Origin of the sequence: Ruegeria sp. HU-ET01832 (assembly GCF_040371315.1) — a bacterium.
GTDB classification, from domain to species: Bacteria; Pseudomonadota; Alphaproteobacteria; order Rhodobacterales; family Rhodobacteraceae; genus Ruegeria; species Ruegeria lacuscaerulensis_A.
In genome coordinates this window covers 327,152-342,726 of the sequence record NZ_BAABWL010000004.1, presented here as the reverse complement: position 1 = coordinate 342,726, position 15,575 = coordinate 327,152, and the positions used below count along the sequence as shown (strand labels likewise).

14 protein-coding genes are annotated in these 15,575 nt (G+C 60.1%); 4 read left to right on the top strand and 10 right to left on the bottom strand.

The window, feature by feature from the left end; all coding sequences use genetic code 11:
- Window positions 1-96: 96 nt before the first annotated feature.
- Genes ABWV79_RS14420 through ABWV79_RS14405 form a run of 4 tightly spaced genes read right to left on the bottom strand, consistent with a single transcriptional unit; the run spans window position 97 to window position 6,774 of the window.
- On the bottom strand, window positions 97-2,139 hold the full coding sequence (locus ABWV79_RS14420; RefSeq protein WP_353392719.1) for a hypothetical protein: 2,043 nt from the start codon (window positions 2,137-2,139) through the stop codon (window positions 97-99).
- Window positions 2,136-4,898, bottom strand: a complete 2,763-nt coding sequence (locus tag ABWV79_RS14415) for a DUF4159 domain-containing protein (RefSeq protein ID WP_353392718.1) — start codon at window positions 4,896-4,898, stop codon at window positions 2,136-2,138. Before ABWV79_RS14415 ends, ABWV79_RS14420 begins: the two co-directional genes overlap by 4 nt.
- On the bottom strand, window positions 4,895-5,770 hold the full coding sequence (locus ABWV79_RS14410) for a DUF58 domain-containing protein (protein ID WP_170755171.1): 876 nt from the start codon (window positions 5,768-5,770) through the stop codon (window positions 4,895-4,897). The genes ABWV79_RS14415 and ABWV79_RS14410 overlap by 4 nt, the downstream gene beginning before the upstream one ends.
- Window positions 5,767-6,774, bottom strand: coding sequence for an AAA family ATPase (locus ABWV79_RS14405; protein WP_170355845.1), 1,008 nt, complete (start codon window positions 6,772-6,774; stop codon window positions 5,767-5,769). The genes ABWV79_RS14410 and ABWV79_RS14405 overlap by 4 nt, the downstream gene beginning before the upstream one ends.
- 52 nt (window positions 6,775-6,826) lie before the next feature.
- On the opposite strand from ABWV79_RS14405, the gene ABWV79_RS14400 reads away from it, so the two are divergent.
- Entirely contained in the window at window positions 6,827-7,417 is a 591-nt protein-coding gene (locus tag ABWV79_RS14400; protein ID WP_170355843.1) for a DUF1285 domain-containing protein, read from the top strand.
- On the opposite strand, the gene ABWV79_RS14395 is transcribed toward ABWV79_RS14400, so the two are convergent.
- Complete coding sequence (locus ABWV79_RS14395) at window positions 7,414-8,352, bottom strand: DMT family transporter (RefSeq protein ID WP_353392716.1); 939 nt, start codon at window positions 8,350-8,352, stop codon at window positions 7,414-7,416. The two genes, ABWV79_RS14400 and ABWV79_RS14395, sit on opposite strands and share 4 nt — an antisense overlap.
- A gap of 173 nt (window positions 8,353-8,525) precedes the next feature.
- Here ABWV79_RS14395 and ABWV79_RS14390 point away from each other — a divergent pair, with 173 nt between their 5' ends.
- The gene (locus ABWV79_RS14390) at window positions 8,526-9,281 is read left to right on the top strand and encodes a hydroxypyruvate isomerase family protein (protein ID WP_353392715.1); all 756 of its coding nucleotides are present in this window, start codon (window positions 8,526-8,528) and stop codon (window positions 9,279-9,281) included.
- A 62-nt stretch (window positions 9,282-9,343) separates the two neighbouring features.
- Entirely contained in the window at window positions 9,344-9,574 is a 231-nt protein-coding gene (locus tag ABWV79_RS14385) for a DUF2798 domain-containing protein (RefSeq protein WP_170356052.1), read from the top strand.
- A gap of 44 nt (window positions 9,575-9,618) precedes the next feature.
- Here ABWV79_RS14385 and polA read toward each other — a convergent pair whose 3' ends face one another.
- The 4 genes from polA to ABWV79_RS14365 form a co-directional block, all read right to left on the bottom strand.
- Complete coding sequence (gene polA, locus ABWV79_RS14380) at window positions 9,619-12,414, bottom strand: DNA polymerase I (RefSeq protein ID WP_353392714.1); 2,796 nt, start codon at window positions 12,412-12,414, stop codon at window positions 9,619-9,621.
- A 70-nt stretch (window positions 12,415-12,484) separates the two neighbouring features.
- Window positions 12,485-12,955 (bottom strand): hypothetical protein, encoded by a 471-nt coding sequence (locus ABWV79_RS14375; RefSeq protein ID WP_353392713.1) that lies wholly within the window; start codon window positions 12,953-12,955, stop codon window positions 12,485-12,487.
- Window positions 12,956-13,111: 156 nt separating this feature from the next.
- Window positions 13,112-13,774, bottom strand: coding sequence for a YrbL family protein (locus ABWV79_RS14370; protein ID WP_353392712.1), 663 nt, complete (start codon window positions 13,772-13,774; stop codon window positions 13,112-13,114).
- A gap of 89 nt (window positions 13,775-13,863) precedes the next feature.
- Complete coding sequence (locus ABWV79_RS14365; protein ID WP_170355833.1) at window positions 13,864-14,055, bottom strand: zinc-finger domain-containing protein; 192 nt, start codon at window positions 14,053-14,055, stop codon at window positions 13,864-13,866.
- 87 nt (window positions 14,056-14,142) lie between these two features.
- Between ABWV79_RS14365 and ABWV79_RS14360 the strand changes: the two genes are divergently transcribed.
- The gene (locus tag ABWV79_RS14360; protein WP_353392905.1) at window positions 14,143-15,075 is read left to right on the top strand and encodes an ABC transporter ATP-binding protein; all 933 of its coding nucleotides are present in this window, start codon (window positions 14,143-14,145) and stop codon (window positions 15,073-15,075) included.
- A gap of 11 nt (window positions 15,076-15,086) precedes the next feature.
- Here ABWV79_RS14360 and ABWV79_RS14355 read toward each other — a convergent pair whose 3' ends face one another.
- Window positions 15,087-15,551, bottom strand: coding sequence for a DUF1203 domain-containing protein (locus tag ABWV79_RS14355; protein ID WP_353392711.1), 465 nt, complete (start codon window positions 15,549-15,551; stop codon window positions 15,087-15,089).
- Window positions 15,552-15,575: the final 24 nt, after the last annotated feature.

Here is a 15,575-nt window from a genome sequence, read left to right as displayed (position 1 = left end):
CTTGCATGCCAAATACTCTGACCACCCTGTTGCCAGCGGGCGGAACGACGCTCGGTGCTCTGACCAAACGGGGCCTTGTCGTCAGAGACTTCGGGATCAACGCCGCCCTTCGCGCATCCAACCACCAATCAGGAAACCGCCCGCCAACAGCAAAACCAACCATGGCGGCAACAATCCGGCCTGCGTCACATCCCGCGTTTCATAAGCGTTGCGCGGCGTCAGGCCGATCCAACCGCGACCCGAGGCCGGTCGACCGGCCCGCACATTGCGGATTGACGGCATACCATCCTCGATCCGGATGGTGCCACCGCGCAGCCCCGCCAGAATAGGGTCCAGCACCTCCGAGGTGGCAATCGTGCGCTCGAATTCTTTTGGCGCGGCCGGGCCAAGGCCGATCACCGCCGAGTGCTCACCCTCCTGCAAACGGTAAAGGCCAATCTCGGGCCCGTAATACTGCGCTTCAAACCGACCGGGCGAGACCTCGTCCAATGTCACCTCAAGCGTTTCGCCATTGGGTTGCGTGACAGTGACCGGGCCAACTTCATCTTCCAAAGTCTGGCGAATAATGCGCATGACCTGGCCGTTGGCTTCGGCCCACAGGGCCTCTTCTTCCAGCTCGGGCTCTTTCATCATCCAATGCGCCAGACGGCGCAACAGTTCTAACTGCGGCCCGCCGCCTTCGAAACCGCGACTCCACAGCCAGGCGTGATCCGAAGCCAGCATGGCCACGCGACCCTCGCCCACCCGGTCCAGCACCAACAATGGCCGGTCTTCCACACCGGTCATCAGCACGTCACCCTTGCGTTGCTTGACGTCGATCTGGCGTAACCACGCCCCCCATTGATCCGAGTCGCCCAAATCGGTCGTCACCGGATGCCTGCGACCCAGATCACTTACCATCGGAACAAACCGCTCCTCGATCACACGCGCGGTCGGCTGTGCGGGAAGTATGGGCGCAAGCGGAGATCGAAAGATACTGTCGGCGCTGGCAAAATCCGGCCCCGCGGCGATCAGCACAGCGCCACCTTCGTTGATATAGTTGCTGACATTGTCCAGATAGATCGCCGGAAGAATGCCGCGACGCTTGTAGCGGTCAAAGATGATCAGGTCGAAATCGTTGATCTTCTCGAGAAACAGCTCGCGCGTTGGAAAAGCGATCAGCGAAAGCTCGTCAACCGGTACACCGTCCTGTTTCTCGGGTGGGCGCAGAATGGTGAAATGCACCAGATCAACCGAGCTGTCGGATTTCAGCAGGTTCCGCCAAGTCCGCCCGCCGGGGTGCGGCTCGCCCGAGACCAGCAGCACCCGCAACCGGTCGCGCACACCGTTCATTTGGATCAGCGCTGTATTGTTGCGGTCGGTCAGCTCGCCCTCGGCCTGTGGTACCGTGAACTGCAGAACATTGCGCCCGCCATGGGGCAGCGTGATGGGCAACTCGACATCGACACCGATGGGAATGGTAAATTGCTCTGCCTCGGCGCCATCGACCGAGATTTCTAGCGGGGCGGTTGCCGCACCCGCCGGAGCGGCACCGCTGTCTTCGACCCGCAATGTCAGGGTGACGGGCTCGCCGATAATGGCGAAGGCCGGAGCGTTACGAACGATCAGACGACGATCCCAATCATCGGCACGTCCCGTCTGCAAAAGGTGCATTGGCGCAGGAAGGTCCGGCGCCTGCTCTGCGTCGTGGATGATACCGTCCGAGACGACCAGAATGCCCGCAATTCTGGCGCGGGGCTCTTCGGCCAGCGCTTCGTTCAGCGCAGCCATGACCTGAGTACCCTCGTCGCCCTCACCGTCGCCAACTTTGATACGACGCAGTTCGGTGTTGTCGCGAGACTCGATCTCGGCGGCCAGATTATCGGCGGTTTGGACCGTTTGTTCAGCCCGGTCCGACAAAGTCTGGCTGGCGCTTTCGTCTTCGATCATCAATACGATGTCGGTCAGCGGAGCGCGATCTTCGACCTGATAAACGGGCCCAGTCAATGCCGCGACCACCACCAGCGCCGCCAAACCACGCAACGCCCAGCCCGACAGCCCACGCCACAGGGCCAACGCCACACCCGCCACGGCAATGGCAGCCACAACAGCCAAAACCGTCCACGGGATCAACGGGTCAAAAAGTACGGTTCCGGTCATTGTCCCAACCTGTCCAACAGCGCAGGTACATGTACCTGATCCGATTTGTAGTTTCCGGTCAGCACATGCATCACCAGATTGACCCCGAAGCGGTTGGCCAGCTCACGCTGACGTTCCCCAGCATAGCCGCGCCCAACGGGCAAAAGCGCCTGACCATTTCGATCCACGGCCCATGCCCCGGCCCAGTCATTGCCGCCGATCACCACAGGCGTCACATTGTCGTTGAGGTTCCTGAACGGCATCCCGTCGATCTGCTCAGCATCCAGCGGTGCAGACTCGACCCAAACATCCGTGCTTGCATACCGACCGGGAAAATCCTGCAGCAGATAGAAGGTCCGCGTCAGCACATGGTCACGGGGAATAGGTTCGAGCGATGGGATGTTCAGCGGTCCTGCCAGTTGCTGCAACTTGCGGCCATTGGGACTGGCGGCGCCGAACCGCGCCACATCTGAATCGCGCGTGTCAAACAGGATCATCCCGCCCGACCGCAAATAGGCGTTCAGCTTGGAATATGCCTCGGCCGAGGGTTGCGGTTGATCCGGAGTGATCGGCCAATAGAGCAACGGGAAAAAGGCTAGCTCATCACGTTCCAGATCCACTCCGATTGGGTCGGCCGGTTCGACCGATGTGCGGTAGAACAGCGTCTGCGCCAGCCCGCGCATGCCCGCGCCTGCGATATCGTCAACCTCTGCGTTGCCCGTCAACACATGCGCCAGCACCAGCTCGGTCGTGGCATTCAAGGCAAACTCGGTATCTTCGGGCGTCTGCGCCTGCGCGTCCGGCGCAATCAGTACAGCGCCCAGCGCCACAGCCGCAGCGCGGGCCAATCCCAGACGTCCTGATAGCGCAAGTGACGCTATAACATCCAACGTCAGCAGCAAAAGCGCGAGGCTCAGGAGGATACCGCCGATCGGGGTCTCGGTACTGATCTCTTGCCCCTTGATCGGCACATCTGCTGGCCAGGAAATAGGGGTCAGAGCCGCATCCTCGGTCAGAACGTTCAGCGCCAGCTTTTGTTTACCACTTTCATACAGCCCCGGACGCAGGTCTGGGCCGATCTGGCCCGAGACAAGATCGACACCGTCCACACCGGACAGGTTGCCTGCATCCGTTAGGGTACCAAAGCCGTCCATTACCTGAATCGGCTCCCACGTGGTGCCCTGCAACTGTGACTCTTGCCGTGACTTGGCCGCCGACGCGACCGCCAGACGGTCCAGCATTTCGACGAACAGACCCGACAGCGGCAGGCTGGACCATTCCGCATCTGCAGTCACATGAAACAGCACCACCTGCCCCAGACCCAAAGCCTTGCGTGTCACCAGCGGTGTGCCATCCGAAAGCGAGGCAATCACCCGATCCGCCAGATTAGGGTCGGGTTGGGCCATTACTTGCGTGGTCACCGAAACGTCCGACGGCACCTCGAGCCCGTAAAAGGGCGATTCTTCCGGGAACGGAGCCAGCCCCTTGGCCTCGCCCCAACTCATCGCACCTCCGACCGAGCGGCCCCCGCTGCGCAGGCGCACCGGCAGCAAAGCATCCTCGGCGTCGCGACCCAGATCACTGGCGGCCATACGTGGCCCTGCAAAGCGCAACAGCAACCCGCCCTGTTCAACCCATTCGACCATGGCCTCTTGCTCACCCGCAGACAGCTTCGCCACATCGGCAAGCACGATCACGTCCGGGTTGGCGGGCAAAACGTCCAGCAAACCACCCTCGACGAAATCTGCCGTTGGGATCAGCACCTGCGTTAGGTAGTGCAGCGGTGACAGCAGCTCGAGCCCTTCGCGGTTCAAGGTGCCGGCGATCAGGGCAACTTCGCGTCGCCGCAGGCTGTCATCGGTAAGTGTCAAAGCGCCGGCCGAGCGTTGGCCTTGGATTTCGAACCGCGTGATGCGGGCGCGCAACTCGGACGGTAAGGAAAGATCGACCTGGGCCTGTGTTTCACCGCTGTCGAACGTCATATCCACCGACTGCAGAACACGCATCGCACCGGCTGGATCGCGGCCCTGTGCCAGAACAGAGATTTCCTCAGCCGGTCCGGCCTCAGACCGTTGCGCGGTCAGTTGTATAAGCCCGTCCTGATAAGACGCCGGCAGGATCGCAAATACAGGCGAGGCAGACTGATACACCGTAACTTCGCCCCGCCGCTGCAACTCTGCAAGGATCGCGTCATACCCGTCATAGTCCAATCGATCGCTGAGCCAATGCGTATCGAACCCGCCATCTAGCTGTTTCAACGCAGCAGTGGTTTGTTCTATCTGGATCTCGGTTGGCTGCCACGGGGCGGGCGCCAGACCCGGCAACCTGCCGCGCCAGTCTTCGGCAGACTGGAACACCGGCATCTCAGGTTGGGTCAGGCTCAGGATTGCAACGGTCCGCCCAGCGCGCCCAGCCTCAGCCAGTTGCGCATCGATCTGGTCCAGCGTCGACGACCACTGTGTGGCCCCGGCCCAGCTGGCATCCAGCACCAACATCAACGGTCCTGACCCGGCTTGATCACGCGAGGGGTTCAGAACCGGACCTGCAAGCCCGATGATGATCGCCGCAGCTGCCAGCATTCGCAACAGCAATAGCCACCAGGGCGTCCGGTCCGAGACGCTTTCTTCATCTTTCAACCCCAGCAACAACGTTACCGCCGGGAACAACCGACGGATCGGCGCAGGTGGCACAGCACGCAGGATCAGCCACAGGATCGGCAAGGTCAGCAAACCCAGCAGCACCCAAGGCGCAGTAAAGCCAATACCCGCCAAAACCGTCATACAGACCCCCGATCCAACGCACGATAGAGCCACAACAGAGCCGCCTGCGCGCTGTCACCCGTGTGATGCAGCCCAAGTTGCCAACCGGTCGCGCGGCACAACTGCGTCAGCGCGTCCTTGCGTTTGGCAAGCCGATCCAGATAGCGGTCGCGCAGCTCTCCGGCTTTCAATGTCTCGTGGCGGGTCGTGCCGCCGACGCTTTCGAATATGGTCCGACCGCGATAGGGAAAACTTTCCTCGTTTGGGTCCAGAACCTGCAACAACACGCCTCGCACGCCCCGGTCGGCGGCCTTGGTCAGGGCCAGTTCGACCTCATCCATCGGTCCGAGAAAATCGGAAATGAACACAGCCCGCGCATGTGGGATCATGGCGCGGTGTTCGGGCGGCGCATAATCGGCCTCGGCATCCTCGGACCAGGCTTGCGCCAGTCGCACGATCTGTGCGTTGCCGCGCCGGGGCGGTAGGGTGGTGCCGGTCAGGCCCACGCGTTCTCCGCCTCGCACCAGCAGGATGGCCGTAGCTAGGCCCAGCAAGCGCGCCCGGTCCGCCTTGGTCGGGTGGTTCTTGTCAGACGCAAATCGCATCGAGGCGCCCTGATCGACCCACAGCATCACCGATTGCGCGATCTGCCATTCGCGTTCGCGTACAAACTGCTGATCCCCGCGCGCCGAGCGGCGATGGTCTATCATCCGACGACTATCCCCGATCTGTGCCGGGCGATATTGCCAAAAATCATCACCCAGCCCCGAGCGCCTACGCCCGTGATCGCCCAGCAGAACGGTTCCGGCCAGATGCTCAGCCCGCGCCAACAGCGGCGGCAGCCGAGACGCCTCGGCCTCGGATCTTTCACGAAGGGTCAGCGCAGCATTCACGCCGCAGCCTCGGTGCGGATCAAGCCGGCAGCGGTGCTTTCGATCAGATCAGCAAGGCTGTCCCCGCGCGCCCGGGCGGCAAAGTTCAGCGCCATCCGGTGGCTGAGCACAGGGCGCGCCATATCCAAGACGTCATCGGCATTCGGGGCCAGCCGTCCCTGCAACATCGCCCGCGCGCGCACTGTCATCATCAGCGCCTGCGCCGCACGTGGACCCGGCCCCCAAGCGACCGTTTCCGCCACCCGTTCGGACACGCCAGCCTCATCCGGGCGGAAGGCGCGAACCAGATCGAGGATCAGCTCAACCACCGAATCTCCGACGGGCATGCGCCGCAACAGAACCTGAGCGGCCAGCAGCTCTTCTTTGGTGAAAATCTCATGCGCGTCATCTTCTTCGACGCCCGTGGTGGCCAGCAGAATGTCACGTTCGGTCTGGCGATCGGGGTATTCCACGTCGATTTGCACAAGGAAGCGGTCCAACTGCGCCTCGGGCAGCGGATAGGTACCTTCCTGCTCAATCGGGTTCTGCGTCGCCAACACGTGAAATGGCGTCCCCAGCGAGCGATCCTCGCCCGCCACCGTCACAGTGCGTTCCTGCATCGCTTGCAGCAGCGCCGATTGCGTCCGGGGGCTGGCGCGGTTGATCTCATCCGCCATCAGCAACTGGCAAAAGATCGGACCAGAAATGAACCGGAAGTGGCGACTGCCATCTTCGGCGGTATCCAGAACCTCGGACCCCAGAATGTCGGCAGGCATCAGGTCCGGCGTGAACTGGATGCGGTTGCCGTGCAGGCCCATTACGGTCGACAGCGTTTCAACCAGTCGCGTCTTACCCAGACCGGGCAGACCGATCAGCAACGCATGCCCGCCGCACAGCAGCGCGGTCAGGGTCAGGTCCACGACCCTTTCCTGTCCGATAAAGCGACGGGTGATCGAGGCCTTCGCCTCTTGCAGTTTCGATTCCAGCGCTTCGATCTCGGACACGAGGTCGGCAGGTTCGGTCATGACTTTCCCTTCCGTGGACTATTATAAGCAGAGTGTATCGCGCTGAGAGGAAATGGCAAAAGCAATGAGCGGACAAAAACCTGTGACCCCGTCACCAGATGGCATTGAAGCATCAGTCAAAGCTGCCAAAACGCGGGGTTCGCCGCCGGTTCACCTTTGGAATCCTCCGTTTTGTGGCGATCTGGACATTAATGTCGCCAAAGATGGCTCTTGGTCTTATCTAGGGTCGCCGATCAACAGGTTCGAGCTTGTGAAGCTGTTTTCGTCAATTCTTAAGAAAGAAGACGGGAAATATTACCTCGTCACCCCGGTCGAGAAGGTGGGAATCACTGTCGAGGACGTGCCTTTCATCGCCGTCGATTTCGAGGTCGAGGGCAGCGGCGAGATGCAAAAGCTGACATTCACCACATATGTGGGCGACACGGCCGTCGCAGGTGCGGACCATCCGCTCCGGATTGTCATTGATACCGAAACAGAGGAGCCTGCCCCCTATATATTGGTACGCGCAAACCTAGAGGCGCGGATCGACCGCAAAAGCTTTTACCGGCTGGTCGACATCGCCGAGCATAGTGGCGATTGGTTCGGGGTCTGGTCAGACGGGCAGTTTTTCCCTCTGATCCGGTCGGATGATCTGCCGGACTAGGCCACCTGTGCCCGACGCTCTTGCGCCAGTATCACGGCCACTGCCACGATCGCCGCGCCCAGCGCGCGGGTCCAGTTCCACTCCTCGCCCAGCACCAGCATGATCAGCATCACGTAAAATGGCGCGATGTTGATGTGGAATGAGGTCAGCGCCACGCCGATCTTGCCCACGGATGCGATGAAAAACACCTGACTCAACCCCATGGAGATCAGCGCATAAATCACCAGCATCCCCGCTTTCTGCATGTCGAGCGTGGTTGTGGGCATCACCTCCATCCCCATCTGCGCGGCACCGGCGAACAACACGGCAGCGGTTCCCAGCCCCCCGACAAAGGTGATGGTGCTGCGCCCTGTCTGGCTGAGATCAGGGAAATCCCGCGCAATCGCCATGCTGGCCCAGCAGAACAGGCCCGTGGACGCAATGGCGCAAACCGCACCCAAGCCCAGCTGCGCCGGGGCCACCGCGCTGGTGGCAATTAAACCGCCGACAATCGACACGATCACGCCCAACGCAAAATTCCACCGCAGCCGCCGTGCGCCCGTCGCCACTTCTAACACCGTTGCGAACAAGGGCGCGCAGGATGCGATGATCGCCACGGTCACGGGATCGGTCAGCTTCTGCGCGAGGATGATCAGGAACATTGCCACGCCCAGCGTGCCGCCGACCCGCATCGCATGCCCCCAGCGCGCCCGCAAAACGCGCGTCGGCCCGTCAAACAGCACCCAGATCGGCACCATAACCAGCACCGCCAACGCCAGCCGCGCCACGAGCAACGCGACCGGAGGCCAGCTTTGCAGCAGCACCTCAGCCGCCGGAAACCCAGCCGCCCACGTCAACATACTGGCGACCGCCAAACCATTGCCCGATAAGCCAGAACTGCGCCCGGCAGACACAGAGAGGGCGTTCCCGCGCACGGGGTCAGGGCTCATCGCCATGGTGTCAGACCTTCTGTTGGATCGGCGACCGGAAATGATTCGCCGCATTGTCCCGAATGTTTCTGATCTGCGCCGGGCGTTCTGGCCGATTTTCGACAATCTGTCGTTTTCAGGCCCTTTCACCGCCAAACCCGGCCCGCTAAGGTCCGGCCACCATCAAACCGGGTCCGATCATGCCGAAATTTGCCGCCAATATCTCATTGCTGTTCGCCGAACTGCCCTATCTCGACCGGTTCCAAGCAGCGGCTGAGGCCGGGTTCAAAGCCGTCGAAATTCTGTTTCCTTATGATTTGGCCGCCAAGGAAACCCGCCGCGCCCTACTGGCTAACGGGCTTGAACTTGTGCTGATCAACGCACCACCTCCCAACTATACCGGCGGGCAGCCGGGCTATGCGGCCGTGCCTGGCGGCGAGGGGCGGTTTCGGTCCGATATTCGCCGGGTGATGCGCTATGCGGATGTGCTGAAACCGGGGCTGATCCATATCATGTCGGGCTATTCTTCGGGCCCTGTTGCGCTTGAAACGTTTGTGCGTAACCTGCAATGGGCCGCCGATGCCGCGCCACAGCAGCAGTTCACGATCGAACCGCTGAACCCTGTCTCGCAACCGGATTACTTCCTGAACGACTACGCGCTTGCCGCCGAGGTTCTGACCCAGGTAGACCGCCTCAATATCGGCCTGCAATACGACAGCTTTCACGCGCATATGATCCATGGCGACGCGCTGGAAATCTGGAACCGCTATCGCCCACATGTAGTTCATGCTCAGATCGGTGCCGCACCGAACCGGGCTGAACCGGGCAAAGGCCCAACGGACTTCGCGGCCCTGTTCGCGGCAATGGACCAACATGGGTACACAGGTTGGGTCAGTGCCGAATACACCCCGTCCACGCAAAATTCCGCAGACAGTCTTGGTTGGATGACCCCATAACTCTGGATTCTTGACAAAAAATCCAGCAAATGAAGAACGTCTCGACTTCGAAAGCGCCTTCAATGATACCAGCCCGTTTCGCCCACGCCCTTTTCGGTCTGATCATGTCAGGACTGATGTCCTGTATCGTTACAGGTATCGCAACCGTCAAGGCAGTTGGTTTTGGTCCCACCACCCTGGGTGACTGGTTCGGGTCCTGGGCCTTTTGTTGGCCCATCGCATTTCTTGTTATTCTAAGCCTTGGACCTTTCGTCAAACGTATGGTCGAAGGTTGGGTCAAGACGCAGGATTGACCCGCTGCAAAAAGGGCCCGCCGGGCCTGATGAGTAGCGCGCACTTAATGCGCTTCGGCCCAGTTGGCGCCCTGCCCGGCATCGACACTCAACTTGACATCCAGTTTAACGGCGGGATCCGATGCTCCCTCCATCACGTCGCGCGCCACACCGATCACCTGATCCACCGCATCCTCGGCCACTTCGAACAGCAATTCGTCGTGCACCTGTAGCAGCATCTTGGCAGGCAGCCCATTGATGGCGTCCGGCATCCGCACCATCGCCCGCCGGATCACATCTGCCGCTGTCCCCTGAATCGGTGCGTTGATCGCCGCTCGACGCGAGAACCCGGCATGCGGCCCCTTGGCATTGATCTCGGGCGTGTGGATTTTACGGCCAAACAGTGTCTGCACATACCCATGTTCTTTGGCGAACGCGACAGTGTCGTCCATATAGGCTCTGATACCCGGGAACCGCTCAAAATACCGATCGATGAAACCCTGCGCCTCGGCGCGTGGAATGCGCAGATTGCGCGCCAAACCGAAACCTGAAATCCCGTAAATCACGCCAAAGTTGATCGCCTTGGCTTGGCGGCGGATATCAGGCGTCATCTCATCAAGCGGCACGTCGAACATCTCGGACGCGGTCATGGCGTGAATGTCCAGACCATCGGCAAAGGCCTGTTTCAACGCCGGTATCTCAGCGATATGAGCCAGAATGCGCAGCTCGATCTGGCTGTAGTCGAGGCTGACCATCACATTACCTGGCTCGGCGATAAAGGCCTCGCGGATGCGGCGACCTTCTTCGGTGCGCACCGGAATGTTCTGCAGGTTCGGATCGGTCGAGGCCAGACGTCCCGTGTTGGCCCCCGTGATCGAATACGACGTGTGCACCCGGCCTGTATCCGGGTTGATATGGGTTTGCAGCGCATCCGTGTAGGTCGATTTCAACTTTGAAAGCTGCCGCCAATCCAGCACGCGGCGGGGCAACTCGTGTTCGGTGGCGAGGTCTTCCAGAATGTCCGCCCCGGTCGAATACTTCCCAGTCTTGCCTTTCTTACCGCCCTCAAGCCCCATCTTGTCGAACAGGATCTCACCCAGTTGCGCGGGCGAACCGACATTGAAGTTCTCTCCCGCCAATTCGTGGATTTCAGCCTCTAACCCGGCCATTTTCTGCGCAAAAGCGTTAGACATGCGGGACAGCACATCGCGGTCCACCTTGATGCCATGCATCTCCATCTCTTTGAGAACCGGCACCAGCGGGCGTTCGAGCGTCTCATAAACCGTCGTCACCTGCACCTGATGCAGTTGCGGTTTGAACAGCTTCCACAGGCGCAGGGTGATATCCGCATCCTCGGCGGCGTAAGCCGTCGCCTCGTCAATCGGCACCTTGTCGAAAGTGATGGCCGATTTGCCGGACCCCAGCAGCGGTTTGATCGGAATCGGCGTGTGATTCAGGTAACGCTCGGACAGCGTATCCATCCCATGCCCGTGCTCACCGCCATGCATCGCATAAGACATCAGCATCGTGTCGTCGATCGGCGCCACTTCTACGCCATAACGCGCGAAAATCTTGGCGTCGTATTTCATGTTCTGCCCGATCTTCAGGATCGAGGCGTCCTGAAGCATCGGTTTGAGCAAAGTTAGAGCCTCATCCAACGGCATCTGCCCCTCGGCCAGTGCATCCGACCCGAAAAGATCATCAGCGGCCCCATCGCGGTGGGTCAGCGGAATGTAACAAGCCTCGCCCGCCGTGACACACAGGGAAATGCCCACCAGATCGGCGATCATTTCGTTCAATCCGGTCGTCTCGGTGTCGACGGCCACCCAGCCGGTTTCATAAGCCCGGTCGATCCACGCCTGCAGCGCCGCCGCGTCGCGCACACATTCGTATTTCGAGGCGTCAAAGGGGATATCCTCAGCCTCGGTCACCACTTCGGGCGCAGGCGCATCGGCGATCACCGGGGCCTCGGCCCCCAGCTTGTCCGCAATGCGTTTGGTGAGGGTGCGGAACTCCATATCCGCAAGGAACCCAAGCAAGGTTTCGGGATCAGGGTCCTGCACCTCCAAATCGTCCAGCGTGAAATCCAGCGGCGTGTTTTCGTCCAACTGCACCAGTTTCTTCGACAGCTCGATCTGGTCGCGCTTTTCGATCAGGGTCTGGCGACGCTTGGGCTGTTTGATCTCTTCAGCGCGATCCAGCAGGGTTTCCAGATCGCCATATTCGTTGATCAGCAAGGCGGCGGTCTTGACCCCAATCCCCGGCGCACCGGGCACGTTATCTACGCTGTCGCCTGCCAGTGCCTGCACATCGACCACGCGTTCAGGCCCGACACCGAACTTCTCGAACACGCCATCCTTGTCGATACGTTTGTTCTTCATCGCGTCCAGCATCTCAACGCCGCCGCCCACAAGCTGCATCAGGTCTTTGTCCGAGCTGACAATAGTAACCCGCCCCCCAGCCTCGCGCGCCTGCACGGACAGCGTGGCGATGATGTCATCAGCCTCATATCCCTCCAACTCTTTGCAGGCGATGTTGAAGGCGCGGGTCGCCTCGCGGGTCAGGGGCATCTGCGGACGCAAATCCTCGGGCATGGCCTCGCGGTTGGCCTTGTAGAGATCATAGAGATCGTTGCGGAACGTGTGCGATCCCTTATCGAAGATCACCGCAACATGGGTCGGCGCATCCGGTCCGGCGTTTCCTTCGACATATTTCTGCAGCATGTTGCAGAACCCCGACACGGCCCCAATCGGCAGCCCGTCAGATTTGCGCGTCAGCGGAGGCAGCGCGTGATAGGCCCTGAAAATAAAGGCCGATCCGTCGATCAGATGCAGGTGACATCCTTTTCCGAAATTGCTCATGCGCGCTCTCCCTGTCGGTCAGGGGACGTTGTGCCACAGGGCCGCTCAGGTGGCCAGTCAAGAACGCGCGTCAGCCACCGAACAAGCCGCTGAACACGTCAGAAAAACTGTTGAGCAGCGCCATGATAACCAGCACGCCCAAAAAGGCGAAGAAGGCCATGGCAAAAAACTGAAACAGAATCGCACCTACGCCAATCACGGTACCGGCAATTGCAGGGCGCCTTCTTTCGTGACGCAGCAGCCCAATCACAGATACAACGATTGCCAAGGCCCCAAGCATGGCCACGCCGATCTGTAGAAAGTCATCCAGATCACGGCTGCGCGCGACGGGCTCGGGCTGTTCCAGCCCCGCGGCCGAGCGCAGGGTGGACTTGCCGATCTCGGCGGCCAATTCGCCCAGTGAAACGCCCGTCGATTGCTGCGGCGCAAACGGCCCTGCCCAAAACACGAACAACGCGGCAAACAGCGCAAGGGCACCAATACCAAACCCAATCCAGCCGAAAACCGGACTGGCTGTGTCAGTAGATGCAACTTCCGTCATCGAACTCATCCCAATTTCTGCAAATCGGCCATAGCATAAAACCACGGCAGTATTTGGGAGAACACTATTGCTTGCAGAAAACGCACCGTAACTGTGCCTGTATGACCATATCTCTTCGATTCAGCGATCCGCCATCAGGCAAGCAGCAAACCAAAGCTATGGGGCGCTGAACGCTCTGGTTGCCGCATCCCATCGCAATCCGGTTTTTTCAGCGATTCCGTGCATCTGCTTGTTCAACGACCTGTCATTCAGTCGACGGCTCAGGCTGCGCAATGGGACCAGATTGCGTTCCCCGTACCCGTCGATCAGCACGAACATCGGCACTGAGTCGCGCGTGCCGTAAACGATATTTTGCGCATGAATATCGCGACCCACGATCTGAAAGTCGAACAGCTTGTGGACAAAATCATTCAGCTTGTTCAGAACCTCGGGGGGCAGCCGGTGCTGCTGGCACAACGACATCAGATCCTGCGCCAGCGAGCCGTCCTCAGATTCCATACGCTCGACCACAATGCCCGGCCCGGCATCCGTTTGCACAACGCCAAAAGACCGCGCCAATGGCATTTTCGCGATATCCGGGCCGCTTTTCAACGCCGCCTTTATCTCGCACTCCAGCTCTTTCAATGCATTACGATAGACCGAGTCCGGCAGCAAATACCGCACAAAGCGCTTGGCAAAAGATCGGTTGGGCCGCGTGCGCGGGCGCGTCACCTTGATCAGAAGATCGGATTGGTCAGGGTAGGCATAGACGTTTCTGTGGCCACCTGTGGCAACAAGATCTTTGTCGGACAGGTGAACCAGTTGCACTGGAAAGATCATTCCGGATCCGCGTGGAAATGACACAAGAATTCTGACGCAGCACGCTACAGCATATCCTGCCCGGCGTCAGCCCTTGTAACAGTTTTATGTCAGATTGATTGCGCCTCTTCGGCCGCGGACCCTTTGAGAATGTATTTGCAATCGCAATAGGGGCATTCGACCCAACCAGTGTCTTCAGGGATTTGCAGCCAGACACGTGGATGGCCCAGTGCCCCTTCGCCACCGTCACAGGCGACACGGGTGGTTTCCACGATCTTGGTTTCCGGCGCTTCGATGGTCACGGCTGGCGATCCTTCTTCGGTTGTCGGCCTCGCGGGCATGTATTAGGTGCGTTTATGAGCGATGAGCAAACCGGGGGCAAGAGCCACATGAGCGATGCGGCAATCAGGATCGAAGGTCTGCACAAGACCTATCGCGGCAGCAAGGCACAGCCCGAGAAACACGCGCTAAAAGGCGTTGACCTGACGGTCCCGCGCGGGTCGGTCTTTGGATTGCTGGGGCCAAACGGGGCCGGGAAATCGACATTGATCAACATTCTTGCCGGGCTGGTGGTTAAATCGGCCGGAACGGTCTCTATCGGCGGGTTTGATCAGGATAAAAATCCGCGCCAGTCCCGTGCAGCAATTGGCGTAATGCCGCAAGAGCTGAACCTCGATCCGTTCTTCACCCCGCGTGGCGCTTTAGAGGTTCAGGCCGGTCTTTATGGCGTCCCCAAGGCCCAGCGCCGCAGCGACGAGATTCTGGAACTGGTCGGCCTTGGCGACAAGGCCGAAGCCTATGCGCGTACTCTGTCTGGGGGTATGCGTAGGCGGCTGCTGTTGGCGAAGGCTCTTGTGCATCATCCCCGCATTCTGGTCCTGGATGAACCCACGGCGGGCGTGGACATCGAACTGCGTCAGATGCTCTGGACCAATGTGCGCAAGCTGAACGAACAGGGCATGACGATTATCCTGACCACGCATTACCTGGAAGAAGCGCAGGAAATGTGTGACGAGATCGCGATCATCAACCACGGCGAAAAGATCGCGCAGGACAGCACCTCCAACCTGCTGAGTCGCATGGACAGCCGGACAATGGTCATTGCTCCGGACAGCCCGGTGACCGAACTGCCAACAGCGCAAGGGGTCGAGGCCACTCTGCGTGACGATGGCAGCTTGGTGCTGCAATATCGCAGCGCTGCGACCAGCGCCGAACAAGTTCTGGAGTCGGTGCGCACCGCAGGCATCCGTATCCGCGACGTCCGCACCGAAGAGGCAGACCTCGAGGATGTATTCCTCGCCCTGACATCTGCACGCGGATAAGAATTTGACCGTTAGACTCGATCTACCCGCGCCTGATAACAGTTGTTCCGCGCGGACCGGATGTGGATATAGGCCACATCGGGACGAGCAAAGATATCACTGATCTTTGCGCCGATCCGATCTGTGGGCGTAATCTCTCCGGTGCCATAGACGATCCGATCATCCAACCCATACCCTTTGAGCAGATAGTCGGGAGAGGTGGTCAGAATCTCGGGCATCTCATCCCCTTCATACTGTTCACACGGGGCGGCACACAGAAAGATCGGACCCGTTTCCGCGTAGGGTTGTGTCTCTGAAAAAGGGCGATGCGCCAATATCAGCATCTCTTTTCCTTCCGGAATGTTCTGCAGGCAATGGCGGCATGGATTGCCCGCACCTTCGGAAACGGCGCGCTCGGGTGAGGCGCCATATGCGTCCGGCCCTCCGGCCTGAAGCGCGCGGACTTGGGGGGTGGGCAATGCTGTGATCTTGAACATCTCGGGTCTCCTTTTTCTGCCACC

What these genes read in the sequence shown, in the direction of transcription:
- ABWV79_RS14420 (WP_353392719.1), bottom strand. Translation starts at nt 2,139, where the DNA reads ATGACCGGAACCGTACTTTTTGACCCGTTGATCCCGTGGACGGTTTTG.
- ABWV79_RS14415 (WP_353392718.1), bottom strand. Translation starts at nt 4,898, where the DNA reads ATGACGGTTTTGGCGGGTATTGGCTTTACTGCGCCTTGGGTGCTGCTG.
- ABWV79_RS14405 (WP_170355845.1), bottom strand. Translation starts at nt 6,774, where the DNA reads ATGACCGAACCTGCCGACCTCGTGTCCGAGATCGAAGCGCTGGAATCG.
- ABWV79_RS14400 (WP_170355843.1), top strand. Translation starts at nt 6,827, where the DNA reads ATGGCAAAAGCAATGAGCGGACAAAAACCTGTGACCCCGTCACCAGAT.
- ABWV79_RS14395 (WP_353392716.1), bottom strand. Translation starts at nt 8,352, where the DNA reads ATGGCGATGAGCCCTGACCCCGTGCGCGGGAACGCCCTCTCTGTGTCT.
- ABWV79_RS14390 (WP_353392715.1), top strand. Translation starts at nt 8,526, where the DNA reads ATGCCGAAATTTGCCGCCAATATCTCATTGCTGTTCGCCGAACTGCCC.
- ABWV79_RS14385 (WP_170356052.1), top strand. Translation starts at nt 9,344, where the DNA reads ATGATACCAGCCCGTTTCGCCCACGCCCTTTTCGGTCTGATCATGTCA.
- polA (WP_353392714.1), bottom strand. Translation starts at nt 12,414, where the DNA reads ATGAGCAATTTCGGAAAAGGATGTCACCTGCATCTGATCGACGGATCG.
- ABWV79_RS14375 (WP_353392713.1), bottom strand. Translation starts at nt 12,955, where the DNA reads ATGACGGAAGTTGCATCTACTGACACAGCCAGTCCGGTTTTCGGCTGG.
- ABWV79_RS14370 (WP_353392712.1), bottom strand. Translation starts at nt 13,774, where the DNA reads ATGATCTTTCCAGTGCAACTGGTTCACCTGTCCGACAAAGATCTTGTT.
- ABWV79_RS14360 (WP_353392905.1), top strand. Translation starts at nt 14,143, where the DNA reads ATGAGCGATGCGGCAATCAGGATCGAAGGTCTGCACAAGACCTATCGC.
- ABWV79_RS14355 (WP_353392711.1), bottom strand. Translation starts at nt 15,551, where the DNA reads ATGTTCAAGATCACAGCATTGCCCACCCCCCAAGTCCGCGCGCTTCAG.